The organism is Sphingomonas sp. FW306-1B-B10E (assembly GCF_058782005.1).
The window spans coordinates 1-25,821 of record NZ_JBYSXG010000059.1; the positions used below are offsets into that span (position 1 = coordinate 1).

The following is a 25,821-nucleotide window of genomic DNA, read 5'->3' on the forward strand; positions in this document are numbered from 1 at the left end:
GGCGGGTGCTGCGTGCGGAGCGCGGCCGACGACCACCGTGAAGCGCGCGGCCTGCTCGGCGAGCCCGGCGACTTCGTTGGTCAGGCTGCGCGCGGCGGCGGAGGTTTCCTCGACCATCGCAGCGTTCTGCTGGGTCGATTGGTCCATCGTCGCGATCGCCGTGCTGATCTCCGAGATCGCGGTCGACTGCGCCTGGTTGTCGCTGGCCATCTGGCCAAGCAATTGATGCACCTCGGCGACATCGCTCGAAATGTTCATCAGCGCACCGTCGACCTTCTGGACCATCTCGACGGCCGCGACGACTTCGGTCTGCGTGGTGGTGAGCTGGTCGCGGGCACGGCCGGCTTCCTCTTCGGCACGCATGGCGAGCGCGGAGACGAGATCGGCGACAACCGCGAAGCCGCGGCCCGCCTCGCCGGCACGACCGGCCTCGACCGCGGCGTTCATGGCGAGAACGCGGGTCTGGAAGGCGATCTTGTCGAGGCCCTCGATCACGCTGTCGATACCCTTGGCGCTGTCGGCGACGCGGGTCATCGCCTGCACTGCGGCATCGGTGATCGCGCGGCCGTCGGAGACGGTCGAAATCGCGCCGTCGGCACGGGCGACGGTGCGGCCGGCGGCAGCGGCAGTCACCTTGAGACGCTGGTCCATCTGGGCGACGGCGGCCGAAGTCTGCTCGAGGCTGGCGGCGTTGGCTTCGGTGCGGCGGGCGAGGCTCTCCGAGGCCTGGGCGATCTCGCCCGAGCCCGAGCGGATCGTCGATGCGCTGTCGTTGACGGTACCGATCAGCCCGCGAAGCGAGACGAGTGCGGCGTTGAAGTTGGTGCGCAGCTCGGCATAGTCACCCGGGTAATCCTCGGTGATCTCCGCGGTCAGGTCACCCTCGGCAAGGCGGCTGAGATTGGCGGTCATCCCGCGGACGATCGCAGCGTGGCGACGAGCCTCGGCGTTGAGCGAGAGCTCCTTCTTTGCGGCATCGCGGAAGCTGTGCATCGCCTTGGTCATGCGACCGACACAGTCCTTGTATTCGGTGAACTGAATCGGCGTATCCAAGTCGCAGCTAGCGAGCGCCTCCATGCGTACGACGGTGGTGACGTAGGGCGTCGCGATCGCGCTGCGGAACCAAGTGGCGCAGACCAATCCGGCCAGGGTCGCCGCTGCGCCGATGGTGAGCGCGTAGCCGGGTGCAATGAGCGCGGCGAGCGTGGGAAGCGCGATGAGCCCGCACATGAGCCCGAAGGCGATCAGCAGCTTCAGCCGGATGGGGGCGTCCTTGATGAACCAGAGCATGGAATATCCAAAATATGAAAGCCATGTGCGGTTGCGCACGGTTTACAATATAGAAGGATCCCAGGCGCTTAGTCGGTTAAGTATATTTCCGTTTTGGCAGTAAATCGCTCCGAAACCTAGATTAAGCGTCGAGCACGCGATCGTCGAACAGCCCGAATGCCAAGGTCGAGGCATAGAATGCGACGGCCTTTTCACGTGGCATGGTGCTCGCCCATTTGCGCATGTCGAACGCGGCATTCTGGAGCGCCATCAGCGCCTGGCTCGCGACGAGCGGGTCGATCGCACGGATCGAGCCTTCGGCGATGCCGTCCGACAACATGCCGGCGAAGCGTCGCGCGATCCGGTTCGACCGGTCGATCATCGTCGAACGGACATGCGGCGGCAGACCCGACAGCGCGGTAGTGCGCAGCAGCGGACCGCGTTCAGAGAACTGGTAGTCGAGCAGGGTCGCGATCGTGCTGTCGAGCCGCTGCCAATGGCTGCCCTCATGGCTCTCGGCGAGGCGCTGGGCATCGGCGATGATGTCGAAGCTGCGCTTGTAGCAGGCAATGACCAATTCGTCCTTGGCATCGAGATGGTGATAGAAGCTGCCCTTGGTAACGTTGAGCTCGGAGGCGATGCGCTGGACCGAGGCGCCGCGATAGCCGAGCTCGTTGATCAGCCGCGTCGCGGCGAGCAGGAATGCCTCGCGGCCCGGCTCAGGCTCGTCATGCTCGAGATCGAGGATCTCGGGACGCCATTCCTGTTTCGGCGCGGCGATGCCCGAGCGGAACACGTCCATCAGCCGCGCCTCGACGCGGGGATATTCGTCGACTTCGTAGCGCGGCAGCCAGGCGGTCAGCCAGAAGGTGTTCTCGAGCAGCACATGCGCGCGTGCGCCGAACAAATCGGTCTCGGCGCGGCTGGCGCCGGTGCCCCACAGGCTGCGCGTCTTGCGAAAGATGTTGCGCCAGCCGGTGAGCAACAGGCCCTTTACCGGATCCTCCATCGCGCGCAGGTCCGAGAGGATCGCGAAATCGCGCTCGTCGCCGCGGCGGATGCGTGCCAACCGCTCCATGTTGATGTTGAGATAGCGGGCGACGCGTGCCTCGGGCGTCGGCTCGGCGAGCGCGGCATCGAGCATCGCGTCGAGCCGTTCGAGCGTCTGCTCGAAGGCGGCGGCGGCAAGGTCTTCCTTGCGCTTGAAATAATAAGTGACCGACGTTGTGTTGAGACCGACGCGGCGGGCGACGTCGGCGAAGGTCATCCCCTTGGCGCTCTGCTCGTTGATCGCGTCGGCCGCAGCGGCGAGAATCGCGTCGCGCTTCGCCTGGAACCGCTTGGTGCCAGCGCCGCTCTCGAAGTTTCCAGGTGCATTCATTGCATGTCAGCTTAGCGATTTCGCTGCGCAGCCAAAGCGTTTTTTGAAGGTTCATGTCTCGTTTTTTCGCTGCGTCCGCCCCCTTTACCGAATATGCGGTACGCTCTAGGCAGGAGTCGAAAAGAGACTGGAGGGTGCTGCGATGGACTTCACGCTGAGCGAGCGGGAAACCTGGTTCCGCGATCGGGTGAAGGCGTTCATAGACAGCGAGATCCGTCCACGCGATCACGACTATCACGCGCAACAGCGCGAAGGCGATCGCTGGAAGGTGCTCCCGGTGATCGAGGAAGTGAAGCAAAAGGCCAAGGCCGCGGGGCTGTGGAATTTCTTCATGCCACCGCATTCGGGGCAGGCGCATGTCGACGACAGCTTCGCGTTTGAGGGCACCCAGCTCACCAACCTCGAATATGCGCTGTGCGCCGAGGAGATGGGACGGATCGGCTGGGCGTCGGAATGCTTCAATTGTTCGGCGCCCGATACCGGCAATATGGAAGTACTCCACCGCTACGGGACCCGGACGCAGAAGGATCAATGGCTCAAGCCGCTGATGGAGGGCGAGATCCGCTCGGCCTTCCTGATGACCGAGCCTGCGGTCGCCTCGTCCGATGCGACCAATATCGAGACGCGGATGGAGCGCGACGGCGATCATTATGTGATCAACGGGCGGAAATGGTGGTCGTCGGGCGTCGGCGATCCGCGCTGCAAGATCGCGATCGTGATGGGCAAGACCAGCCCGGAGGCGTCGCGCCACGCGCAGCAGAGCCAGATTCTGGTGCCGCTCGATGCGCCAGGCGTGACGATCGAGCGGATGCTTTCGGTTTTCGGGTATGATCATGCCCCGCACGGGCATGGCGAGGTCGTGCTCGAGAATGTCCGCGTGCCGGTCGAGAATGTGTTGCTCGGCGAAGGCCGTGGGTTCGAGATCGCGCAGGGGCGGCTCGGGCCGGGGCGCATCCACCATTGCATGCGCACGATCGGCGTTGCCGAGGAAGCGATTGGGGCGATGGCGAAGCGGCTGGTCAGCCGCGTGGCGTTCGGCAAGAGGCTGTCGGACCATTCGGTGTGGGAACAGCGGATCGCCCGCGCGCGGATCGATATCGAGATGACCCGGCTGCTCTGCCTCAAGGCGGCGGACATGATGGACAAGGCCGGCAACAAGGCGGCGCAGCTCGAGATCGCGATGATCAAGGTCCAGGCGCCGACCATGGCGCTGCAGATCATCGACGACGCGATCCAGGCGCATGGCGGCGCTGGGGTATCGGACGATTTCGGCCTCGCGCACGATTGGGCGGGGATCCGCACGCTGCGGCTCGCCGATGGTCCCGACGAAGTGCACAACCGTGCGATCGCACGGGCGGAGTTCGGGAAATATGGGGAGTATAAGGCAGACCGGGTTTCATCGGGTGAGGTCGGGGTTTCGCGATGAATGTTCCCCTCCCGCTTGCGGGAGGGGCTAGGGGAGGGTGCGACGGGGCGGTTCCTTCCGACCCACGCACGTCAGGCCCTCCCCCGACCCCTCCCGCAAGCGGGAGGGGAGCAGCGACGGAGAGCGGAGTAAGATGAAAGCAGCCGTACTTTTCGAAGCGGGCAAGCCGCTGGAAATCGCCCAGGTACGGGTCGACAAGCCGGGCCCGCGCGAGGTGCTGATCCGCACCGTCGCCTGCGGGGTGTGCCGCTCCGACCTGCATTTCGTCGACGGTGCGTTCCCCCATCCGACGCCGACGGTGCCCGGGCACGAGGCTGCCGGTATCATCGAGGCGGTGGGCAGCGACGTTGCGCACCTAAAGCCCGGCGACCATGTCATCACCTTCTTCACGGTGTTCTGCGGATCGTGCGAGATGTGCGTCACCGGGCGGCCGTCCTTGTGCATCGACCCGTCGACGCGCCGCCCGCCCGATGCCGAGCCGCGGCTTAGGCTCGCCGATGGCACGCCGCTGGCGCCGTTCCTCAACTTGTCCGCCTTTGCCGAGATGATGCTGGTTCACGAAAATGCCTGCGTCGCCATCTCAAAGGAGATGCCGCTCGATCGTGCAGCCTTGCTGGGGTGCGCGGTGATTACCGGCGCCGGCGCGATCTTCAACGACAGCCGGGTGCGCCCCGGCGAGACCGTCGCAGTGATCGGTGCAGGCGGAATCGGGCTTGCCGCGATCAACGCCGCCAAGATCGCCGGCGCCGGGCAGATCCTGGCGATCGACCCGATGCCCGAGAAGCGCGAACTGGCGATGAAGCTCGGCGCGACGGGCACGCTCGATCCCACCTCGGAGACCATCGTCAAGGACGTGCTCAAGCGCACCGGCGGCGGGGTGCATTACGCGATCGAGGCGGTGGGGCGGCCCAACACCGCCGAACTCGCCTGGAACATCCTTCGTCGCGGCGGCACTGCGACGATCCTCGGGATGATAGCGCCGGGAGGTAGTGTCAGCCTGCCGGGGCCGACCTTCCTCACCGGCAAGAAGATCCAGGGATCGCTGCTTGGCTCGACCCGCTTCCCGATCGACATGCCACGGCTGGTCCAGATGTACCTCGACGGGCTGCTCGATCTCGACACGATGGTCGCCGAGCGGATCCAGCTGGGAGACGTGAACGAGGCAATGCAAAAGCTGCGCGACGGGCACAGCGTGCGCTCGGTGATCGAGTTCGCATGAGCAACCTGGACGAAGCCCGCCTCGGCGAGTGGCTGGCCGGTAACGTCGCCGGCTTCGCCGGGCCGTTCAGCGTAGCGAAGTTCCCCGGCGGGCAGAGCAACCCGACCTATCGCATCGACGCGGCGAGCGGATCGTACGTGCTGCGCCGGAAACCGTTCGGGCCGATCCTGCCGTCGGCGCACGCGGTCGAGCGTGAGCATCGGCTGATCGCGGCCTTGCATCCGACCGGCTTTCCCGTCGCACGGCCCTACGGCCTCTGCGAGGATCCGGCGGTGATCGGCGCGCCCTTCTACCTGATGGAGATGGTCGAGGGGCGGACCTTCTGGGACGGGGCGCTGCCCGGCACGGCGCCGACACAGCGCACCGCGGTCTATGAGGCGATCGTCGACACGCTGGCGGCGCTGCATTCGGTCGATTACGAAGCTGTCGGGCTGGGCGATTATGGCAAGCCGGGCAATTATTTCGAGCGGCAGGTGGCGCGCTGGTCGAAGCAATACCGGATGAGCCAGACCGACGAGATGCCGGAGGTCGAGCGATTGATCGAATGGCTGCCGCGCACCGTGCCGCCGCAGACGCGTACGTCGATCGTCCATGGCGACTTCCGCATCGACAATATGATCTTCGACTCCGTCGAGCCGCGTGTGCTGGCAGTGCTCGACTGGGAGCTGTCGACGCTGGGCGATCCGCTGGCCGACTTCTCCTATTTCCTGATGAGCTGGGTGACTGCGCCAGAAGGGCGTTCGGGAGTGCAGGGGCTGACCGGGCCCCAGACCGGGATCCCGACGATCGAGGCGGTGGTCGACCGCTATTGCGTGGCGACCGGGCGCGACGGGGTCCCCGATCTCAACTGGTATTTCGCGTATAATCTGTTCCGGCTGACCGGAATCGTCCAGGGGATCAAGAAGCGCGTCCTCGACGGCAACGCGTCGAGCGACCAGGCCGCGAAGACCGTCGAGCGGCTGCCAGGGCTGGCGGCCTCGGCTTGGCATTTCGCGCGGGAAGCGGGGGCTTAGCCAATCCCGGCACCCCGGCTTTGTGCCGGGGGCCACAGGGAGGCGAGGCGAAGGGCTGGAAGTTCGAGGACTTCCGTTGCGGCACATTGGACCCCGGCACAAGGCCGGGTGACGAAAGAGAGTGGGTATGCGCTTCAAGGACAGGGTCGTCATCGTCACCGGCGCGGGTTCGGGGATCGGGCGCGCCACTGCGCGGCTGTTCGCCGAGGAAGGCGCGCAGGTTATTGCGGCCGACCTGAGCGACACCGTGCATGACACTGTGGCGGGGCTGTCAGACGCGATCGCCGTCCAGATGGACGCCGGCGACGAGGGAGATGTCGAACGCCTCGTCGCGACCGCCTGCGAACGCTTTGGCGGGCTCGACATCTTCTACGCCAATGCCGGGATCTCGGGCGGGGCGAGCGGCATCTTCGACGCCACCGCCGAGCTGTGGACCGAAGTGCTGCGCGTCAATCTGATCGGCCCGGCGCTGGCGATCAAGCATGCCGGGCCGCGGATCGTCGAGCGTGGCGGCGGCGCGATCCTGTGCACCGCAAGCGTCGCCGGGCTGCGCTCGGGTGCGGGCGGGCCGGCCTATTCGGCGTCGAAGGCGGGGGTGATCAATCTGGTCCAGACCGCTGCGCAGCAGCTCTCCACCTCGAATGTCCGGGTTAACGCCATCTGCCCGGGGCTGATCGAGACCGGGATGACCGCGCGCGCGTTCGAATATGCGCGCGAGGTGGGCAAGGAGGACAAGCTGGGTCGGCTCAACCCGCTGCGACGCGCCGGGCTGCCCGAGGAAATCGCGCACGTCGCGTTGTTCCTCGCCTCCGCCGACGCGAGCTACGTCAACGGCCAGGCCTGGGTCGTCGATGGCGGGCTTTCGTCGAGCCACCCGGTGACGCGGCAGGAATTCGGCAAGCCCGCTTTCTAGAGCAATGCCTCGCCGCGCAGGACCGGGACACAGCGTCCGCCGACGCTGGCGCGGATGCCCTGATCGGTGCGCCACGCGCGCAGGCTGAGATTGCTCGGCCGGCCCATCTCGACGCCCTGGGTGACCTCGAAGCGGGCTTCGTCGCCACCGTCGAGCGACAGCAGCAGCGCCGCGAGCGCGGCGTTGGCGCTGCCGGTCGCGGGATCCTCCCAGGTGCCCGACAAAGGCGAGAACATGCGCGCGCGAATGCGGTTGCCGTCGCGGGCGTAGAGGAAGATCGAGATCCGGTCGCCGGCGCCGAGATGTTCCTCGGCGACGCGGCGGTAGGTGGCGATATCGGGAAGGGCGCTAGCAAGCGCGTCGCCCGTGACTTCGACCAATACGAAGTCGACCCCGACGCTGGCGCGGGTGGGGAGGTGCGACGAGGTCACCAGATCGTCCGGTGCTAGGCCGACGCATGCGGCGATCGCGTCCGCGGGCAAGGTGCCGAGGATCTGGAGCGGCTGCGGCGCGTCGATCTCGGCACCAACGGCAGTGCCCGCGTCGTCGCGCGCGATGCGCACCTCGACCAGCCCGGCGATCTCCTCGAAGCGCAGCACGTCGCCGGCCTCGGGGCGCAGGTCGGCAAGCACGAAGCCGGTGCCGACATTGGGGTGGCCCGCGAACGGCATCTCGGCGGTGCGGTGGAAGATGCGCACGCGCGCGGTGTTGGCCGGGTCGGCGGGCGGCAGGACGAAGGTCGTCTCGCTATAGTTCATCTCGGCGGCGAGCGCCTGCATCTCGGCGTCGCTCAGCCCCTCGGCGGCGGTGAACACCGCGAGCGGGTTGCCGCCGAAACGGGTGTCGGTGAACACGTCGAGCGTGACATAAGGGAAGCGGCGCGTCGTCATGCGCCCGCTTGTGCCTTCACTCGCGGTCGTTGCGCAAGCGGATCAGCCCTTCCTGCGCGACGCTGGCGACCAGCCGGCCGTCGCGTGCATAGATCTTGCCGCGGTTGAACCCGCGCGAATGCCCGGCCCACGGGCTTTCGGTGGTGTAGAGGAGCCATTCGTCGAAGCGGAACGGCTCGTGCAGCCAGATCGCGTGATCGAGGCTGGCGGTCTGAACCTCGCCGGTCATCCAGCTCACCCCGTGCGGCAGCAGGCAGGTGCCGAGCAGGGTCATGTCGGTGGCGTAGGCGAGCATCGCGCGGTGGAGCGCGGGATCGTCGGGCAACGGCGCGACGACGCGAAACCAGCTGTGCTGCTGCGGCGCGATCTTCTCGGGCGCGAACCAGTTGCGTGGGTGGACCGGGCGGATCTCGATCGGACGCGCGCGCAGGAAGAAGCGGCGGAACTTCTCGGGCACCTGGTCGCGGATCTGCTCGCGCAGCTCGCGCTCGGAGCGGAGCGCGTCGGGATCGGGCACGTCGGGCATCGCGTCCTGGTGGTGCAGGCCCTCAGCCGGCGCCTGGAAGCTCGCGGTCATGTTGAGGATCGGCTGGCCCTTCTGCATCGCGATGATGCGGCGATTGGCGAAGCTGCGCCCCTCGAAATCGCGGACGACGCGGAAGATGATCGGGTGGTTCTCGTCGCCGGGACGCATGAAATAGGCATGGAGCGAGTGCGCGGTCTTGTCGCCGTCGACCGAGCGTTGCGCCGCCTGCAGCGCCTGCGCGATCACCTGCCCGCCGAAGACGCGACCGACGCCGCCGGGGAGGCGGGGGCCGCGATAGAGATCGGTATCGATCTCCTCGACGTCGAGCAGGGTGGTGAGCTGGGCTACGAGCTCTTGCGGGGTGGGTTCAGGCATCTTCTGCAACACCGTTCGTGCTGAGCTTGTCGAAGCACCGTTCTTCTTTCCGCTCAGGAGAAAGACGGCCCTTCGACAAGCTCAGGGCGAACGGTGAAAGGTCAGTATCCAGCGGCTTTTGCCAGCGCGTCGGCGTGGAAGTTCGTATCGCCGAACATCTCGGCGAGGACCCGTGCGCGCTTCATGTAGAAGCCGATGTCGTACTCGTCGGTCATGCCGATGCCGCCATGCATCTGGATGCCTTCCTGCACGGCGAGCGTGGTGGCGAGCCCGGTCATCGCCTTGGCGACCGACACCGCCTGATCGGCGCTTTCGTCGCCGGCGTCGAGCAATTGCTGTGCCTTGAGCACCGCGGCCCGCGCGACTTCCATCTCGCTGTAGAGATGCGCGGCGCGATGCTGGAGCGCCTGGAAGCTGCCGATCAGCTGACCGAACTGCTTGCGCTCCTTGAGGTACGCCACGGTCATGTCCATCGCGCCGCCGCCAACGCCGAGCAATTCGGCCGACGCGCCGGTGCGGCCCGCGGCGAGCAGGCGGGTGAGCGGGGCTTGGTCGACCTCGCCGACCACCGCGTCGGCATCGACTTCGACGCCGTCGAAAGTGAGGCGCGCGGCGAGGCTGGCGTCGGCGAGACGCTGCGGATCGGCGGTCAGGCCCTTGCTGTCGATGGGCACGGCGAAGAGCGTGGTGCCGTGGTCGGTCGCGGCGGCGACGAGCAGCAGGTCGGCGACATGGCCGTGCGCGACGAACTGCTTCGCGCCGGTGAGGCGGAAGCCGTTGCCCGAGCGCTCGGCCTTCATTTCGATGCGGCCGTCATGCTTGGCGCGTTCGTCGATCGCGAGCGCGGCGACGGTCTCGCCGGCTAGGATGCCGGGGAACCAGCGCGCCGCATGCGGGGTGCCCTTGAGCGCCTCGACCGCGGCGACCGCGGTGGTGAGGAACGGGGAGGGGGACAAGTTACGGCCGATCTCCTCGAGCACCACGCCCGCTTCGACATGGCCGAGACCGAGCCCTCTATCGCTCTCGGGGATCAGGATGCCGGTGAGGCCGAGCTCTGCGAAAGACTTCCAGAGGTCGCGACTAAAGCCGGTGGCGTCGTCGGCGTCGCGCAGCGCGCGCATATGGCTGACCGGCGCGTGCTCGGCGACGAAATCGCGCGCGGTGTCGCGGAGCATCGCCTGTTCGTCGGTGAGGTAGAGGGGCATTCTCTCTTTCCTTCTCCCTCTCCCGCTTGCGGGAAAGGGCCGGGGTGAGGGTGAGTCAGGATCAATCAGCCGGTCGAGTGAGGCCACCACACACCCTCACCCAACCCTCTCCCGCAGGCGGGAGAGGGCTAAGAAGGCAAATCCAAAATCCGCTTGGCGATGATGTTGAGCTGGATCTCGCTCGTCCCACCCTCGATCGAATTGGCCTTGGTACGCAGCCAGGCGCGGGGGACGGCGCCGTGGTGGCTGGCCTCGCTCTCCCATTCGAGCGCGTCCGATCCGCCCGCGGCCATTTGCAGCTCGTGCCGCGCCTTGTTCAGCTCGGTGCCGTAATATTTCATCATCGAGGGCTGGGCGGGATGTGCCTTGCCGGCCTTCAATTCGTCGATGAAGCGCTCGGACATCGCCTTGAACGCCTGCGAGCGGACCTGGAACAGCGCGATCTGGGCGCGAAGGATCGGGTCGACGCCCTTGCGCGCCGCCTCGATCATCGGGTCGCCGGCGGGGCCGCCGAGCCCCATGCCCGAAATCATCTCGCGCTCGTGGCCGAGCAGATATTTGGCGACGTCCCAGCCCTTGTTCTCGTCATGGACGCGATTGGCTTTGGGAACCTTCACATTGTCGAAGAAGGTCTCGCAGAAGGGCGAATAGCCGCTGATCAGCAGGATCGGCTTGGTCGACACGCCTTCGCTGGCCATGTCGAACAGCAGGAAGCTGATCCCGCCTTGCTTCGACTCCTTCGAGGTGCGGACGAGGCAGAAGATCCAGTCGGCCTGGTCGGCGTAGCTGGTCCACACCTTTTGGCCGTTGACGATATAATGGTCGCCGGCATCCTCGGCGCTGGTCTGCAATCCGGCGAGGTCCGAGCCGGCATTGGGTTCGCTATAGCCCTGGCACCAGCGGATCTCGCCGCGGGCGATCTTGGGCAGATGCTCGAGCTTCTGTTCCTCAGTGCCGTACTTCAGCAGCGCCGGCCCAAGCATCGAGATGCCGAAGCTGTTGAGCGGGTTGCGGCACTTCAGCCTCGCCATTTCCTCGCGGAGGATCTTGGTCTCGGCCGGGCTGAGTCCGCCGCCGCCATATTCCTTTGGCCAGTCGGGCACGGTCCAGCCGCGTGCGCCCATCCGATCCATCCACAGCTTCTGATCGGGATGCGCGAAGACCGGATTGCGGCCACCCCAAGTGGCGTCTTTCTCGCCGCGCATCGGGGTGCGCATCGTAGGCGGGCAATTCTCCTCCAACCAGGCGCGCGTCTCGGCGCGGAAGGTTTCCAGGTCAGTATCCGGCATCCTTGTCCTCCAAACCCTCTCCCGCATTCGCGGGAGAGGAGCGAGACTTGGCAGCTTTGCTGCCTAGTCGCAGCGGTGAGGGTCTTCTTCTTCAGCGTGGGCGCGATGGTCGCGTGAAAGAAGAAGACCCTCACCCAACCCTCTCCCGCGAAAGCGGGAGAGGGCTAAGCACGGTTCACTTGTTGAACTTCTCGCCCTTTTCCGCCTTTTCGCGGAGCAGAGGCGCGACTTCGAAGCCGTATTTCTCCAGGCCGGCGACGATCTTCGCCAGCCCCTCGGTATCGGCCCAGAGCATTGGCCCGCCGCGGTACGGAGGCCAGCCATAGCCGTACACCCAGACGACATCGATATCGCTCGCGCGCTGCGCCATGCCCTCCGCGAGGATCAGCGCGCCCTCGTTGACCATCGTGTAGAGCGTGCGGACGACGATCTCCTCCTCGGTGATCTCGTGGCTCGGCACCCCCAGCTTCTCGCGCCATTCCTCGATCAATTCGGCGACGCGCGGGCTGTTCGAGGGCGTGCGCTTCTCGTCGTAATCGTAGAAGCCGGCGCTCTTCTTCTGGCCCCAGCGGCCCTCGGCGGCGAGCGCATCGCGGATGTTCTCGATCCGGTTGGGGTCGCGGTGCCAGCCGATGTCGACACCGGCGAGGTCGGCCATCTGGAACGGACCCATCGGCATGCCGAACGCGACATGGACCTTGTCGATCTGCTCGGGCGTGGCGCCTTCGAGCAGCATCTTGTTGGCTTCGACCTGGCGCGGCATCAGCATGCGGTTGCCGATGAAGCCGTAGCAGACGCCAGCGATGACGGCGACCTTCTTGATCTTCTTGGAGACCGCCATTGCGGTCGCAAGCACGTCGTCGGCGGTCTTGGCGCCGCGGACGATCTCGAGCAGCTTCATGATGTTGGCCGGCGAGAAGAAGTGCAGCCCGAGCACATCCTGCGGACGCGAGGTGACGGCCGCGATCTCGTCGATGTTGAGATAGCTGGTATTCGACGCGAGGATCGCGCCGGGCTTGGCGATCTTGTCGAGCTTGCCGAAGATGTCCTTCTTGACCGACATTTCCTCATAGACAGCTTCGATGATCAGGTCGCACTCGGCGAGATCGTCGAAATTGAGGGTCGGCTTGAGAAGCCCCATCGCGCCCTCGACCTGCTCCGCGGTCATCCGCCCCTTGGCGGCGGTCGCCTCGTAATTCTTGCGGATCACGCCGGTGCCGCGATCGAGCGCTTCCTGCGCCATCTCGACGATCGTCACCGGCACGCCGGCAGTGAGGAAGTTCATCGAGATGCCGCCGCCCATCGTGCCGGCACCGATCACGCCGACGCGCTTGATGTCGCGCAGCTGGATGTCCTCGGCGATGCCGTCGATCTTGGCCGCCTTGCGCTCGGCGAAGAAGATGTGGCGGAGCGCCGCTGACTGGGTGCCCATGATCAGCTTCATGAAGCCCATGCGCTCGGCCTGGACGCCCTCGGCATAGGGCTTGCCGGCGGTCTGCTCGATCAGGTCGATGATGGTGGCAGGCGCGTCGAGGCCACGGAAGCGCTTGGCGTTGGTCTTTCGGAAGGTCTCGAACACCGCGGGATCAACGGTGACCGGGCGCTCGGACGAGCGCGAGACCGGCTTGCCGATGACTTCGTTCGCCAAGGCGAGGGCGTCGGCGAGGAGATTGCCTTCGCTGGCGAGGCGATCGACCAGGCCGACCTGCTGCGCCTGCTCGGCCGAGATCGGATCGCCCTTGGTGGCGAGCTCGAGCGCGGTCTCGACGCCGGCTACGCGTGGCATGCGCTGGGTGCCGCCGGCGCCGGGCAGGATGCCGAGCTTGACTTCCGGCAGGCCGAACTTCGCCGAGGGCACGGCGATGCGATAATGCGAGGCCAATGCGACTTCGCAGCCACCGCCGAGCGCGGTGCCGTGGACGGCCGAGATCACGGGCTTGTCGAGCGCCTCGATCTGGTCGACCAGCACGGGGAGCGAGGGCTCCTGCATGTTCTTGCCGAACTCGGTGATGTCGGCGCCGGCGAAGAAGGTCTTGCCCGCGCAGGTGATGATCACTGCCTTGACGCTGTCGTCGTTCCTGGCTTCCTCGATGCCGGCCTGCAGGCCCTGGCGCACGGCGTTGCTCAGCGCATTCACCGGCGGGCTGTCCGAAGTGAGGATCAGGACGTCGCCCTGGCGGCTGGTGGTGATGGGGGAAGTCATTCGGGTCTCCATTGCATTCCTGAAAAGGCGTGGCTCAGGCCAGCGCCGAATAGATCATCGTCTTGAGTTCGCGGCGGATCGGATAGCGCATCGACGGGGTGAACTGAGTCATGAAAACCATGTGGATGCGCTCGACCGGATCAACGAAAAAGGCCGTCGAGAACATCCCGCCCCAATAATATTCGCCCGCTGAGCCGGGGACGAGCGTCCGCGCCACATTGGTAGTGATCGCGAAGCCGAGGCCGAAGCCGGTGCCGGCGTTGGTCGCCTCGCTGAACAGCGACCGCGACATCGTCGCGAGGTCCGAACCGCCGGGCAAGTGGTTCATCGTCATCAATTCGATCGTCTTGGGGCTGACCAGCCGGACGCCGTCGAGCACGCCGCCGCCCAGGCAGAAGCTGCAGAAGCGGTGATAATCGAGCGCCGAGGAGACGAGCCCGCCACCGCCCGAGACGAGCCTGGGAAAGCGCGACCAGGCCGAGGCGTGGCCGCGGTCGTACATCACCCGCGCGCCGCTATCGTCGAGCGCCCAGCAATCTGCGAGCCGGTCGATCTTGTCCGCCGGCACCCGGAAGAAGGTGTCGTGCATGCCGAGCGGAGCGAAGATGCGCTCGGCGAAGAAGCGATCGAGCGTCAGTCCTGAGATGCGCTCGACCACCGCACCGAGCACGTCGGTCGACACCGAATAATTCCACTCGTCGCCCGGCGAGAATTCGAGCGGCAGACGCCCGAGCGCCGCGACAAATTCGTCGAGAGTCAGATTGCCGTGCCAATTCTCCATCTTCGACTCGCGATAGGCGGCGTCGACGGCGGTGCGCTCCTGGAAACCATAGGTGAGCCCCGACGTGTGGCGAAGCAGGTCGATCATCCGCATCGGCGTCGCGGTCGGATGGGTCGCGAAAGGCGTGCCGCGCCCGCCGCCGGCATAGACGCCGAGCCCCTTCAATTCGGGAAGCACGTGATGCACCGGGGTGTCGAGCGCGACCTTCGCTTCCTCGACCAGCATCATGAAGGCGAGGCTGGTGATCGGCTTGGTCATCGAGGCGATGCGGAATAGGGTGCCTTCGTCGACCGGTGCGCCGCCTTCGCGTGCGGCGCCCTGATGCGAGAAATGCGCGATCTCGCCGTCGCGGGCTAGGAGCAACTGGGCATGCGGCAGCTTGCCCGAGTCGAGATAGCGCTCCTTGAGAAACGCATCGATCCGCGTGAGCCGCGAAGCGTCGAATCCGTAGCGTCCGGACCTCGTCATGTGCATCGCGGGCGACATACCTCTCGTTCGAATCCGGACGTGCGCACCGGTTCGGCGGTGCGCTTCCCCTATTGCCTTGAGCGCAGCGCGAATCAACACTAACGTTGCACGCGGTGGGGCAGGAATGCCCAAACCCAACATTCAGAAAACGATAATTGGAGAGATAAGGCTTGGCTTCCGAACCGATCGTCCCGCTCGACCCCGAATGGCCCAAGATGTCGCTGGAGCAGACCAAGGCACTGCTGACCGCGCCGGGCGCCAAGTTCGAGATGGAGACCGTCGACATCGGCGGCATTCCGACACGGGTGTGGAAGCACGCGCCGCCGTCGCTGCGCGTACTCGCGCAGATGGTCCGCGCTTATGGTGCGCGCGAGTTCACGATCTACGAGCAGGAGCGCGTCACCTTCGAGGCGAACTACCGCGCCACCGCGCATATCGCCCGGCAATTGGTCGCGATGGGCGTCGGCAAGGGCGACCGCGTCGCGCTGGCAATGCGCAACCTGCCCGAATGGCCGGCGATCTTCTTCGCCGGCGTCAGCATCGGCGCGATAATGGTGCCGCTCAATGCCTGGTGGACCGGCGGCGAGCTCGAATATGCGATGAAGGATTCGGGCGCGAAATTGCTGTTCGTCGACGGCGAGCGGCACGAGCGGCTCAAGCATTGCTATGCCGAGCTGCCCGATCTCGAGCACGTCGTGGTGAGCCGCGCCAAGGGGGAGCTCGACGCGCCGGCGGTCGCGCTCGAATCGCTGATCGGCGCCGCGAACGCCTGGGCGTCGCTCGACGATGTCGGATTCCCCGATGCCGAGGTCGCACCCGACGACGACGCGACGATCTTCTATACCAGCGGCACCACCGGCAGCCCCAAAGGGGCGTTGGGGACGCACCGCAATTTCGTCACCAACATCATGTCGAGCGCCTATGTCGCCGCGCGGACCCTGCTGCGTCGGGGGGAGACCCCGCCGGCGACGCCCGAGCCCAAGGTCATGCTGCTCGTCATTCCCCTCTTCCACGTCACTGCCTGTTCGGCGGCGATGATGGGCGCGGTGGCGTCGGGGTCGACTTTGGTGTTCATGCGCAAATGGGAGCCCGAGCTGGCGATGGCGGTCATCCAGCGCGAGAAGGTCAACGCCACCGGCGGCGTGCCGACGATCGCCTGGCAATTGCTCGAGCACCCGGCGCGCGGCGATTACGATCTGTCGAGCCTCGAGAACATCTCGTATGGCGGTGCGCCCTCGGCGCCCGAGCTGGTCAAGCGGATTCACCAGGAGTTCGGAGCGCTGCCCGGCAACGGCTGGGGCATGACCGAGACCACCGCGACGGTGACCACGCATTCGGGCGAGGACTATCTCGCGCGGCCCACCAGCGCGGGGCCGCCGGTGGCCGCGGCCGACCTCAAGATCATGACGGTCGAAGGCGATCGCGAGCTCCCCGCCGGCGAAGTCGGCGAATTGTGGGCGCGGGGCCCGATGATCGTGAAGGGCTATTGGAACAAGCCCGAGGCGACCGCCGAGACCTTCGTCAATGGCTGGGTGCGCACCGGCGACCTCGCCCGGCTCGACGCCGACGGCTTTCTCTACATCGTCGACCGCGCCAAGGACATCATCATCCGCGGCGGCGAGAACATCTATTCGAGCGAAGTAGAGGACGTGCTCTACGCGCATCCCGCGGTGACCGACTGCGCGCTGGTCGGCGTGCCCCATCGAACCTTGGGCGAGGAGCCCGCCGCGGTGGTTCATCTAGCACCGGGCAAGACGGCGAGCGAGGCCGAGCTACAGGACTGGGTGCGCGCGCGACTGGCGGGGTTCAAGGTGCCGGTGCAGGTCCGCTTCGCCCAGGACGTGCTGCCCCGCAACGCCAATGGGAAAATCCTCAAGACCGAACTGCGGGGGTTGTTCGCCCCGGGCTGATGCTTGGCAGCAGGCATGCGAGAGCATAGATTGGAGCCATGACGATCATGCACCTTTCGCTTTCCGAAACGCTTCGCGCGTTCGTCGATGCGCAGGCGGCGGATCGGGGGCTGGATACTGCCGATGCCTATGTGCTCGGCCTTATCGAACGCGAGGAAGGGCGTGCGCGATTACGCGCGATGATTTTGGAGGGGATCGGCTCCGGTCCCGGCCGCATCGTTGATGACGGATATTTCGAAGAATTGCGGTCGCGAGCGCGAGGCGAAGCCGCCGAGTGACGGCGAAGCTGCTGCGCATCCTGCCGCGAGCGCAGGAAGATGTCGCAGTCGCGCTGGACCGTTATCGTATCGAGGCTGGTAGCGAAGTGGCGACGCGATTCGCAGGCGCAGTGACGGAGCGCCTGGACAGGCTCGCACGCCAGCCGCAGCTGGGATCGCGAAGCCATGCGCTGACGCTGGATATCGATGGGCTTCGCTCGATACGGCTCCGGCGCTTTCCGTATCTATTTTTCTATGTCGAGCACGATGAGGCGGTCGACGTCGTGCGGTTGTTGCACAATCGGCGCGACATCGCGGCGGCGCTACGCAACGAATGGCCAGCCTAGTGCGCTAGCGTTTTCTTGACTGCAGCACGCCATCCGCCAAGCCGCGCCTCCTTCGCCACCGCGTCTAGCTTCGGCTCAAACGTCACGCACTTGCCCCGCATCGCTGCCGCTTCTTCGAGTCCGCGAAACAACCCGCACCCAACCCCTGCCAGCATCGCGGCGCCCAACGCGGTGGTCTCGGCGAAATCGGGCCGGTCGACCGGTACGCCGAGGATGTCGGCGAGGTCCTGTGCCATCCAGTCGTTGGCGACCATGCCGCCGTCGACGCGCAGACGCGCCCAATCGGCGCCATCGGCGGCGAAGGCGGTCTTCAGGTCGTGGCTCTGATGCGCCATCGCCTCCAATGCGGCACGGACGATGTGCGCGCGGGTGCTCGAAAAGGTCAGGCCCGAGATCGATGCCCGCGCGTCGGGTTCCCACCACGGCGCGCCGAGCCCGCTCAGCGCCGGCACCAGATAAACCCCCCCATTGTCGGGAACCGAGCGGGCGATCCCCTCGGTCTCGGGCGCGGTGTCGATCAGCCCGACCGAATCGCGCAGCCACTGGATCAGGCTGCCCGCGACGAACACCGAGCCCTCGATCGCATAGGTCCGCCGCCCGCCGAGCTGCCACAACACGGTGGCGAGCAGGCGGTGTTTCGAGGAAGGCGGGGTAGGGCCGGCATTGGTCAGCACGAAGGCGCCGGTCCCATAAGTCGCCTTGGTCTCGCCCTTGGCGAAGCAGGCCTGGCCGATCGTCGCCGATTGCTGGTCGCCGGCGAGCCCGCAGATCGCGATCTCGCCGCCGAACAATTTCGTGGTGCCGAAGCGCCCGGCGCAGTCGACGATTTCGGGCAAGGCGTCGCGCGGTGCCGAGAACATGTCGAGCAGCCCATCGCTCCACCCGCCCGAGCCCAGCCCCATCAGCAAGGTGCGCGAGGCATTGGTGGCGTCGGTGACGTGCAGGCCTCCGGTCAATTTCCACACCAGCCAGCTCTCGATCGTGCCGATCGCCAGCCGGTCGCCCGCCTCGCGCAGTTGCGGCCAGTTCGCCATCGCCCAGGCGATCTTGGTTCCCGAAAAATAGGGGTCGAGCAGCAGCCCGGTGCGCGCCTGCACCCCCGGTTCCTCGCCGGCTTCGCGCCATTTGCGGCACATCGCCGCGCTGCGCCGGTCCTGCCAGACGATCGCGGGCGCGAGCGGCTCGCCGGTCGTCTTGTCCCAGAACACGATCGTCTCGCGCTGGTTGGTGATGCCGATCGCCGCGATCCGATCCGGGCCGCCGGCCTTATCGACCATCGCCTGTGCGCAGGCGCGCGTTCGGGTCCAGATCTCGGCGGCGTCGTGCTCGACCAGCCCGGGGCCGGGATAATGCTGAGTCAGCTCGGCGGCGTGGCTGCCGAGGCATTCGCCCGAAGGCGCGAACAGCATCGCGCGGGTGGAAGTGGTGCCCTCATCGAGGACCAGTAGCAATTCGCCCATGCCGCGACCCTAGCCCGGATTGCGGCCCGCGCAACCGCCCCCTAGAAGCGGGGTGAAGGAGAACGAAGGGTGGACGAGCAGCCGCGGGCGATGGGCGGGGGAAGCGAGCGCGACGGCGGGATCCCGCCCGCCGCGCCGCGCGCGCCGATCCTGCCGCCCGAACCGCACGACAGCGGTCATGACGGGGGCCATGACGGGCTCAAGCGCGACCGGCTGATGGCGGCGCTCGCGCTGATGATCGGCATCGGACTGCTGTTCGGCGTGCCCTTCGCGCTCCGCGAGGGATCGCCCTTCTTCCTGCCGCTCACCGCCGCCTTGGTGATCGCGATTGCGTTGGTGCCGCTGCTCGAATGGCTCGAGCGCCATCGCATGCCCGCGCCACTGGCGGCGTTCGTCTGCGTGCTGATGTTCCTCAGCGTCGCCAATATCGCGCTCGCCTCGATCGTCGTGCCCGCCTGGCAGTGGATGCAGCGGCTTCCGGAGAGCATCCCCAAGATCCAGCACAATCTCGAGCCGCTGATCCGCTTCTATTCGCGGCTGGAGCGCTTCGTCGACAAGACGCTGCACAATTTCGCGACGACTCCGGTGCGCCAGCCCGAGACGATCGCGGTGTCGCCGCCGCGCTCGCTGTTCGACCTGTTCACCACCTCGGCGCCCTCGGCGCTGATCGAGATGTTCTTCGCGATCCTGGTGATCTATTTCTTCCTGTCGGGCTGGACGCGGCTGCGGCGCAACGCGATCACGCGGCGCGCGAGCTTCGGCGGTGCGATGGCGACCGCGCGCGTCATCCAGGACGTGGTCGACGACACCTCGGCCTATCTCGGCACGATCACGCTGATCAACGTGACGCTTGGGCTGATCGTCGCGGGTGCGCTCTGGGCGATCGGCATGCCGACGCCGCTGATGTGGGGCGGCATCGTCGCCCTGCTCAACTACATCCCCTATATCGGTCCGGTGATGGCGGCGTTGCTGCTCGGGCTGGGCGGGCTGATGAGCTTCGCCGATATCTGGTCGGCGCTGATCCCCGCGGTGATGATGATCGGCGCGCATCTGGTCGAGGCCAATGTCGTGACGCCGCTGATCGTCGGGCACCGGCTGACGATCAGCCCGATCCTGATCCTCGTCTCGCTGAGCTTCTGGGGCTGGGTGTGGGGCACGCCGGGTGCGTTGCTCGCGGTGCCGCTGCTGATCATCATCCAGACCGTGCTCAACGCCGCGGGCAAGCCGGACATCGCCGGCTTCCTGTTCGAACATGGCACCTTGATCGCCGATCCGGCCGAGCCGCGCGGGCCCCGGCGAGAAAGTCGCGACCAATCCGGTTGACACCCCCGAAAGCCGGGGTTAGTGCCCGCCTCCTCGCTTCGAGAGCGGGTGTAGCTCAGTTGGTTAGAGCGCCGGCCTGTCACGCCGGAGGTCGCGGGTTCGAGCCCCGTCACTCGCGCCACGAGGCGCTTCCAGATAGCGGCATGTGTCGCCTCGCTTGGATCAAGCGGGTGTAGCTCAGTTGGTTAGAGCGCCGGCCTGTCACGCCGGAGGTCGCGGGTTCGAGCCCCGTCACTCGCGCCATGCCGTTATGCGAAGGTCAGCGCCTTCCGAACATCGCATCGATCGCATAGCGGCCTGCGCCGATCGTGGCGAAGAGCAGCCCGAACAGGACCAGGCTGACCGCCGGAAACGCCGCGCGGATGCCGAGCCGTGCATCGATCATCGCGAGCAGGATTGCAAAATGGACGGCGCAGACCAGCCCGAGCCAGCGCGTAGCGAGCCCCAGCACGAAGCCGGCCCCACAAGCGAATTGCGCCCAGACCGAAACCAGTGCGATCCAGCGCGCCTGCGGAAAGCCGTGGCCGGCCAGGTAGCGCGCATATTCGGCCATCCGCGTGCCGCTCTGGATCTCGTCCCAGACACCCCAGATCAGGAAAGCGCCGATGACAAGACGCGCCAGCAGGAGCGCGGCATCCGGATAGCCTGCGAGACCCGCATTGCGACTGCGCCTGAAAGTCATGCTATCTCCGCTATTTCCGAGCCGGCATTGAAGCGCCTTGGCAAAATCAACTGCGTGGCAGGCGCCAGGTTCCGGTTTCCATCCAGCGCAGCAGCGGCTTGAGCGGGGCGATCCACACAATGCCGAGCACGACATAGATCACTAGCTGGACAAGGATCGGCAGTGCCCCGATCTGGGCCGAGAAGCTGGCGACGAGCACTACCCAGACGAGGATCAGCATCAGGATCGCGATCGTGCCCGCGGGCTTGCGCCAGCTGGCCCTCACTTCTCCGCGTGCCACAACATGCCCTCCTCGGTGATGATCGCGTGCAGCGGTACGTCCCAGATGTCGGCGGGGATCGCGGGGACTTCCTGGATCGACCAGGCGACGCCGATCCGCCAGGCCTTTTCGTAGCGGGCGAAGGCGCGGTCATAATGCCCGGCGCCCTGGCCGAGCCGGTTGAGCCGGCGGTCATAGCCGACGAGCGGCGTGAGGATGACGTCGGGCGCCACCTCAGGGCTGTCGGGCTGGGGCTGACGCAGGCCATAGGGCCCGGCGACAAGCGGCTCGCCGAGCTGCCAGGCGAGGAATCGAATCGGGGCGGCGCGGTCGACGACGAAGGGCAAGGCCAGCATGCAGCCCGCCGTGGCGGCGGCAGCGGCGAGCTGGGTCGGATCCGCCTCGCTGCCGACCGGACAATAGGTCGCGACGGTCATCCCGGCGCGCAACCGTTCGACGAACGCCTCGGGCGCGACGATCGCGGTTGAGGATATCGCGGCGAAGCCGTCGCGATCGGCGCGCAGCTTGGCGCGGAGCGCGGGCTTGTCGAGCATCATGCGGGAAGAATGCGGTGGCGGGACCGCCATGGCCGTTTGCCAAAATATCCTCTGACGCCTGGTACGTCAGGTGGGAACCATGTGCGACAGACCTGGATCTGCACAGGGACAGCTCCCATGGATGATGAATAGCCTCAGGGATATGCCAAGGCTCGTACCGGGCAGTTCCCGCCGTCTCTGCATGTAGGGGGGCGGGCGGCGCGGCGCAAGTTGGGTTGCGCCAATCGAGATCGTTTCTCCGTAGCGGCGGGACGCCCTACAACCGTTCGTGCTGAGCTTGTCGAAGCACCGTTCTTTCTTTCTTCTCCACCAAGAACAGCCCTTCGACAAGCTCAGGGCGAACGGGAAGGAAAGCGTTGTACTCCAACGAGGCCGTCAAGCTTCCGCTGCATCCTCTTCGAGCGCTGCCGCCACCGCTTCGAGCCGGTCGGCGATGCGATCGAGCAGCACGGGCGACACGCCCTGCGGCGGATTGCGCTGCACCTCGTCCACGAGATCCGCGAGGATCAGCGAAAGATAGACGAGCGTCCGCTCGGCGTTGAGCCCGCCCGAGGCGCGCTGCGCGGTCTCGGCGTGCTTCTGCAGGATCGATTCGAGGTGGCGCAGATGGGGTTCGTCGCCGTCGCGCGCGGCGATCGAGTAACTGCGGCCGGCGATGCTGATGTCCACATCGGCCATCAGTCGGCGACCTCGATGCGTTCGCTCTCGCGCGCCATCAGGCCGTCAAGCGAGGCCACCGCCTCCTCGATCCGCGTACGCAGCTTGGCGTGCCGCCGGGCAAGGCGTGCCGTGGCATAAGCGCGCGCCGCTGCCGCGGTCTCGATCCGTGCCAGTGCTTGTTCGATGCGATCTTCCGGGCTTGAGGCCATGATTATGCCGATTAGGCAGCGCGAGCCCACCCGGCAAGAGACGATGCGGCTAACGGTCCATCGTTTCGTCGTGGGGCGCGAAGGGCTTCACAAAACCGGCCGGCGCGGCGGTTGACGCGCGGGCGCCTGCGTCCCAAAGGCGTCCGCGACCAGCAGGGGAGTCCAGGTGACCGTTTCCTTCAGCGATTGCGCCAACGCGATCCGCGCCCTCTCGATGGACGCGGTCGAGGCCGCCAATTCGGGCCATCCCGGCATGCCGATGGGCATGGCCGACGTCGCGACCGTGCTGTTCCAACGCTATCTGAAGTTCGATCCCGCCGATCCCAAATGGCCCGACCGCGACCGCTTCGTGCTCTCCGCCGGCCACGGCTCGATGCTGCTGTATTCGCTGCTCCATCTGACCGGCTATGCCCGCCCGACACTCGACGACATCAAGCGGTTCCGCCAGGTCGGCAGCCCCTGCGCGGGCCACCCCGAGAATTTCGAGCTCGAAGGCGTCGAGGCGACCACCGGGCCGCTCGGACAGGGGCTGGCGATGGCGGTCGGCATGGCGATCGCCGAGCGGCATCTTAACGGCGTGTTCGGCAACGAGCTGGTCGACCACCGCACCTGGGTGATCGCCGGCGACGGCTGCCTGATGGAAGGCATCAACCACGAGGCGATCGGGCTTGCCGGGCATCTCAAGCTCGATCGGATGATCGTGCTGTGGGACGACAACAAGATCACCATCGACGGCTCGGTGTCCTTGTCGTCGAGCGAGGATATCGTCGCGCGCTACGAAGCGACCGGCTGGTACGTTACCGAATGCGACGGGCATGACGAGGACAGCATCGTCGCGGCGATCGAGGAAGCGCTCGACGAGGACCGCCCGGCGCTGATCCGCTGCCGCACGATCATCGGCAAGGGCGCGCCGAACAAGCAGGGCACCTCGAAGGTCCACGGCGCCGCGCTCGGCAAGGACGAAGTCGCCGCCGCGCGCGAGACGCTCGGCTGGCACCACCCGCCGTTCGAGATTCCCGGCGACATCCGCGAGGCCTGGCTGGCCGCCGGCAAGCGCGGCGCCAAGCCGCATGCCGAGTGGCAGGCGCGGCTCGATGCGCACCCCGACAAGATCGGCTGGAACCGCCGCGGCGAAGTCCCAGTCGACCTGCTCAAGCCCTATGTCGAGCAATTGCTCGCCAACCCGCAAAAGGTCGCGACGCGCAAGGCCTCCGAGATGGCGCTCGAGGAGATCAACACGCTGCTCCCCGAGACGATCGGCGGCTCGGCCGATCTCACCGGCTCGAACAATACGCTGACCAAGCAGCTCGTCGCGCTCACCGCCGGCACCTATGAGGGCCGCTACGTCTATTACGGCATCCGCGAGTTCGGCATGGCTGCGGCGATGAACGGCATGGCGCTGCATGGCGGGGTGATCCCCTATGGCGGCACCTTCCTGGTCTTCTCGGACTATGCCCGCGGCGCGATCCGGCTGTCGGCGCTGCAGCGGGCGCGCGTCGTCTATGTGATGACGCATGATTCGATCGGGCTCGGCGAGGACGGCCCGACGCACCAGCCGATCGAGCATCTGATGAGCCTGCGGATGATCCCCAACCTCCACGTCTATCGCCCGTGCGACACGGTCGAGACCGCGGAGTGCTGGGAGCTCGCCTTGTCGCGCACCGACGGCCCGGCGCTGCTCGCATTGAGCCGCCAGAACCTGCCCCAGCTCCGGACCGAGGCTGCCGAGAATCGCTGCGCGCGCGGCGGCTATGCGCTGTTCGAAGCCGAGGCGCCTCGGAAAGTGGTGCTGATCGCCACCGGCTCCGAGGTCGAAGTCGCCGTCGCGGTGCGCGAGGCGCTCGAGGCGCAGGGGATCGGCGCCGACGTCGTGTCGATGCCGAGCTTCGAACATTTCGAGCTGCAGGACGCCCAGTACAAGCGTGACGTGCTGCCGCAGGATGCGCTCAAGGTATCGATCGAGGCCGGCGCGACCTTTGGGTGGGAGCGCTATACCGGCAGCGACGGACTTCGTTTCGGCGTCGATGTATTCGGCGCCTCGGGTCCCTATCTGGGCTTGTACGAACATTACGGACTCACCGCGGGCAGCATCGTCCCGCGGATCGTCGCCAAACTGAACGGAGAACAGGCATGACGAAGGTTGCGATCAACGGTTTTGGGCGCATCGGACGGCTGGTCGCGCGCGCGATCCTGGAGCGTCCCGACAGCGGGCTCGAGCTCGTGACGATCAACGACCTCGCCGACGCCAAGTCGAACGCCTGGCTGTTCTCGCGCGACAGCGTCCACGGGAAGTATCCGGGCACCGTGACTGCCGAAGGCGACGACCTCGTCATCGACGGCAAGCGCATCCACGTGACCAAGGAGAAGGACCCGGCCAACCTGCCGCACGCCGCGAACCAGGTCGACCTCGTCCTCGAATGCACCGGTTTCTTCACCGACCGCGCCTCGGCACAGAAGCATATCGATGCGGGCGCCAAGAAGGTGCTGATCTCGGCACCGGGCAAGAATGTCGACTTGACCGTCGTGTTCGGCGTCAACCACGACAAGCTCGAGGCCGGCCACACGATCGTCTCGAACGCGTCGTGCACGACCAACTGCCTCGCCCCGGTCGCCAAGGTGCTCAACGACGAAATCGGCATCGAGCGCGGGCTGATGACCACGGTCCACGCCTATACCAACGACCAGAAGATCCTCGACCAGATCCACAGCGACCTGCGCCGCGCCCGCGCCGCCGCGATGAACATCATCCCGACCACCACCGGCGCTGCGCGCGCGGTCGGCGAGGTGCTTCCCGAGTTGAAGGGCAAGCTCGACGGCTCAGCGATCCGCGTTCCGGTTCCGGATGGCAGCCTCGTCGACCTGACCTTCACCCCCAAGCGCGACGTCACCCGCGACGAAGTCAATGCGATCCTCAAGAAGGCGTCGGAAGAGGGCCCGCTCAAGGGCATCCTCGTCTATTCGGACGAGCCTTTGGTCTCGATCGACATCGTCCACACGCCCGCCTCGTCGACCGTCGACAGCCTCGAGACCGCGGTGATCGACGGCAAGCTCGTCCGCGTCGTCAGCTGGTACGACAATGAATGGGGCTTCTCGAACCGCATGGTCGACACCGCGACCGCGATGGCGAAGCTGGGCTGACCAGATTCCCCTCCCGCTTGCGGGAGGGGCTAGGGGAGGGTGCGACGGGGCGGTTCCGTCC

24 protein-coding genes and 2 tRNA genes are annotated in these 25,821 nt (G+C 66.5%); 12 read left to right on the top strand and 14 right to left on the bottom strand.

Going from position 1 to position 25,821, the window contains the following annotated elements; all coding sequences use genetic code 11:
• Both AC3WJI_RS18220 and AC3WJI_RS18225 read right to left on the bottom strand, forming a co-directional pair.
• Positions 1-1,290 (bottom strand): methyl-accepting chemotaxis protein (locus AC3WJI_RS18220; protein ID WP_492758711.1); only part of this gene is annotated, 1,290 nt, incomplete at its 3' end.
• Between the two features lie 121 nt (positions 1,291-1,411).
• Complete coding sequence (locus AC3WJI_RS18225; RefSeq protein WP_492758712.1) at positions 1,412-2,650, bottom strand: TetR/AcrR family transcriptional regulator; 1,239 nt, start codon at positions 2,648-2,650, stop codon at positions 1,412-1,414.
• Between the two features lie 142 nt (positions 2,651-2,792).
• On the opposite strand from AC3WJI_RS18225, the gene AC3WJI_RS18230 reads away from it, so the two are divergent.
• From AC3WJI_RS18230 to AC3WJI_RS18245, 4 genes are all read left to right on the top strand, one after another.
• The gene (locus AC3WJI_RS18230) at positions 2,793-4,076 is read left to right on the top strand and encodes an acyl-CoA dehydrogenase family protein (protein WP_492758713.1); all 1,284 of its coding nucleotides are present in this window, start codon (positions 2,793-2,795) and stop codon (positions 4,074-4,076) included.
• Between the two features lie 133 nt (positions 4,077-4,209).
• Positions 4,210-5,295, top strand: a complete 1,086-nt coding sequence (locus AC3WJI_RS18235) for a Zn-dependent alcohol dehydrogenase (RefSeq protein ID WP_492758714.1) — start codon at positions 4,210-4,212, stop codon at positions 5,293-5,295.
• Complete coding sequence (locus AC3WJI_RS18240) at positions 5,292-6,308, top strand: phosphotransferase family protein (RefSeq protein WP_492758715.1); 1,017 nt, start codon at positions 5,292-5,294, stop codon at positions 6,306-6,308. Before AC3WJI_RS18235 ends, AC3WJI_RS18240 begins: the two co-directional genes overlap by 4 nt.
• A gap of 127 nt (positions 6,309-6,435) precedes the next feature.
• On the top strand, positions 6,436-7,221 hold the full coding sequence (locus AC3WJI_RS18245; RefSeq protein ID WP_492758716.1) for an SDR family NAD(P)-dependent oxidoreductase: 786 nt from the start codon (positions 6,436-6,438) through the stop codon (positions 7,219-7,221).
• Here the strand turns inward: AC3WJI_RS18245 and AC3WJI_RS18250 are convergent.
• The 6 genes from AC3WJI_RS18250 to AC3WJI_RS18275 form a co-directional block, all read right to left on the bottom strand.
• On the bottom strand, positions 7,218-8,111 hold the full coding sequence (locus tag AC3WJI_RS18250; RefSeq protein WP_492758717.1) for a PhzF family phenazine biosynthesis protein: 894 nt from the start codon (positions 8,109-8,111) through the stop codon (positions 7,218-7,220). The two genes, AC3WJI_RS18245 and AC3WJI_RS18250, sit on opposite strands and share 4 nt — an antisense overlap.
• 16 nt (positions 8,112-8,127) lie before the next feature.
• Positions 8,128-9,012, bottom strand: coding sequence for an acyl-CoA thioesterase (locus AC3WJI_RS18255; protein ID WP_492758718.1), 885 nt, complete (start codon positions 9,010-9,012; stop codon positions 8,128-8,130).
• 101 nt (positions 9,013-9,113) lie between these two features.
• Complete coding sequence (locus AC3WJI_RS18260) at positions 9,114-10,217, bottom strand: acyl-CoA dehydrogenase family protein (RefSeq protein WP_492758719.1); 1,104 nt, start codon at positions 10,215-10,217, stop codon at positions 9,114-9,116.
• Between the two features lie 128 nt (positions 10,218-10,345).
• Entirely contained in the window at positions 10,346-11,506 is a 1,161-nt protein-coding gene (locus tag AC3WJI_RS18265) for an acyl-CoA dehydrogenase family protein (protein ID WP_492758720.1), read from the bottom strand.
• A 175-nt stretch (positions 11,507-11,681) separates the two neighbouring features.
• Complete coding sequence (locus tag AC3WJI_RS18270; protein ID WP_492758721.1) at positions 11,682-13,709, bottom strand: 3-hydroxyacyl-CoA dehydrogenase NAD-binding domain-containing protein; 2,028 nt, start codon at positions 13,707-13,709, stop codon at positions 11,682-11,684.
• A 34-nt stretch (positions 13,710-13,743) separates the two neighbouring features.
• Entirely contained in the window at positions 13,744-14,958 is a 1,215-nt protein-coding gene (locus AC3WJI_RS18275; RefSeq protein WP_492758722.1) for a serine hydrolase domain-containing protein, read from the bottom strand.
• A 215-nt stretch (positions 14,959-15,173) separates the two neighbouring features.
• On the opposite strand from AC3WJI_RS18275, the gene AC3WJI_RS18280 reads away from it, so the two are divergent.
• From AC3WJI_RS18280 to AC3WJI_RS18290, 3 genes are read left to right on the top strand one after another with little or no spacing between them, the layout of a single operon-like run.
• Complete coding sequence (locus AC3WJI_RS18280; RefSeq protein ID WP_492758732.1) at positions 15,174-16,868, top strand: class I adenylate-forming enzyme family protein; 1,695 nt, start codon at positions 15,174-15,176, stop codon at positions 16,866-16,868.
• A gap of 38 nt (positions 16,869-16,906) precedes the next feature.
• Positions 16,907-17,146, top strand: a complete 240-nt coding sequence (locus AC3WJI_RS18285) for a ribbon-helix-helix domain-containing protein (RefSeq protein WP_492758723.1) — start codon at positions 16,907-16,909, stop codon at positions 17,144-17,146.
• A complete protein-coding gene (locus tag AC3WJI_RS18290) occupies positions 17,143-17,472 on the top strand; it encodes a type II toxin-antitoxin system RelE/ParE family toxin (protein ID WP_492758724.1) in 330 nt (109 codons plus the stop codon). The genes AC3WJI_RS18285 and AC3WJI_RS18290 overlap by 4 nt, the downstream gene beginning before the upstream one ends.
• Here AC3WJI_RS18290 and AC3WJI_RS18295 read toward each other — a convergent pair.
• Positions 17,469-18,932 carry an FGGY family carbohydrate kinase gene (locus tag AC3WJI_RS18295; protein WP_492758725.1) on the bottom strand — a complete coding sequence of 488 codons (1,464 nt, stop codon included), beginning with the start codon at positions 18,930-18,932 and terminating at the stop codon, positions 17,469-17,471. The two genes, AC3WJI_RS18290 and AC3WJI_RS18295, sit on opposite strands and share 4 nt — an antisense overlap.
• A 216-nt stretch (positions 18,933-19,148) precedes the next feature.
• Between AC3WJI_RS18295 and AC3WJI_RS18300 the strand changes: the two genes are divergently transcribed.
• The 3 genes from AC3WJI_RS18300 (at position 19,149) to AC3WJI_RS18310 (ending at position 20,498) form a co-directional block, all read left to right on the top strand.
• Complete coding sequence (locus AC3WJI_RS18300) at positions 19,149-20,255, top strand: AI-2E family transporter (RefSeq protein WP_492758733.1); 1,107 nt, start codon at positions 19,149-19,151, stop codon at positions 20,253-20,255.
• 44 nt (positions 20,256-20,299) lie between these two features.
• Positions 20,300-20,376 (top strand) — tRNA-Asp (locus tag AC3WJI_RS18305).
• Positions 20,377-20,421: 45 nt separating this feature from the next.
• A tRNA-Asp gene (locus AC3WJI_RS18310) sits at positions 20,422-20,498 on the top strand.
• Positions 20,499-20,514: 16 nt separating this feature from the next.
• On the opposite strand, the gene AC3WJI_RS18315 is transcribed toward AC3WJI_RS18310, so the two are convergent.
• From AC3WJI_RS18315 to AC3WJI_RS18335, 5 genes are all read right to left on the bottom strand, one after another.
• Positions 20,515-20,937: a DoxX family protein gene (locus AC3WJI_RS18315; protein ID WP_492758726.1), complete on the bottom strand. Its 423-nt coding sequence runs from the start codon at positions 20,935-20,937 to the stop codon at positions 20,515-20,517.
• 46 nt (positions 20,938-20,983) lie between these two features.
• Entirely contained in the window at positions 20,984-21,217 is a 234-nt protein-coding gene (locus tag AC3WJI_RS18320; RefSeq protein ID WP_492758727.1) for a DUF2842 domain-containing protein, read from the bottom strand.
• Entirely contained in the window at positions 21,199-21,750 is a 552-nt protein-coding gene (locus AC3WJI_RS18325) for a 5-formyltetrahydrofolate cyclo-ligase (RefSeq protein ID WP_492758734.1), read from the bottom strand. The genes AC3WJI_RS18320 and AC3WJI_RS18325 overlap by 19 nt, the downstream gene beginning before the upstream one ends.
• A gap of 378 nt (positions 21,751-22,128) precedes the next feature.
• Positions 22,129-22,431: a cell division protein ZapA gene (locus AC3WJI_RS18330; protein ID WP_492758728.1), complete on the bottom strand. Its 303-nt coding sequence runs from the start codon at positions 22,429-22,431 to the stop codon at positions 22,129-22,131.
• On the bottom strand, positions 22,431-22,622 hold the full coding sequence (locus AC3WJI_RS18335) for a hypothetical protein (RefSeq protein WP_492758729.1): 192 nt from the start codon (positions 22,620-22,622) through the stop codon (positions 22,431-22,433). Before AC3WJI_RS18335 ends, AC3WJI_RS18330 begins: the two co-directional genes overlap by 1 nt.
• A gap of 166 nt (positions 22,623-22,788) precedes the next feature.
• On the opposite strand from AC3WJI_RS18335, the gene tkt reads away from it, so the two are divergent.
• Complete coding sequence (gene tkt, locus AC3WJI_RS18340) at positions 22,789-24,756, top strand: transketolase (RefSeq protein WP_492758730.1); 1,968 nt, start codon at positions 22,789-22,791, stop codon at positions 24,754-24,756.
• Entirely contained in the window at positions 24,753-25,760 is a 1,008-nt protein-coding gene (gene gap, locus AC3WJI_RS18345) for a type I glyceraldehyde-3-phosphate dehydrogenase (protein WP_492758731.1), read from the top strand. Before tkt ends, gap begins: the two co-directional genes overlap by 4 nt.
• The last annotated feature ends 61 nt before the right edge of the window (positions 25,761-25,821 follow it).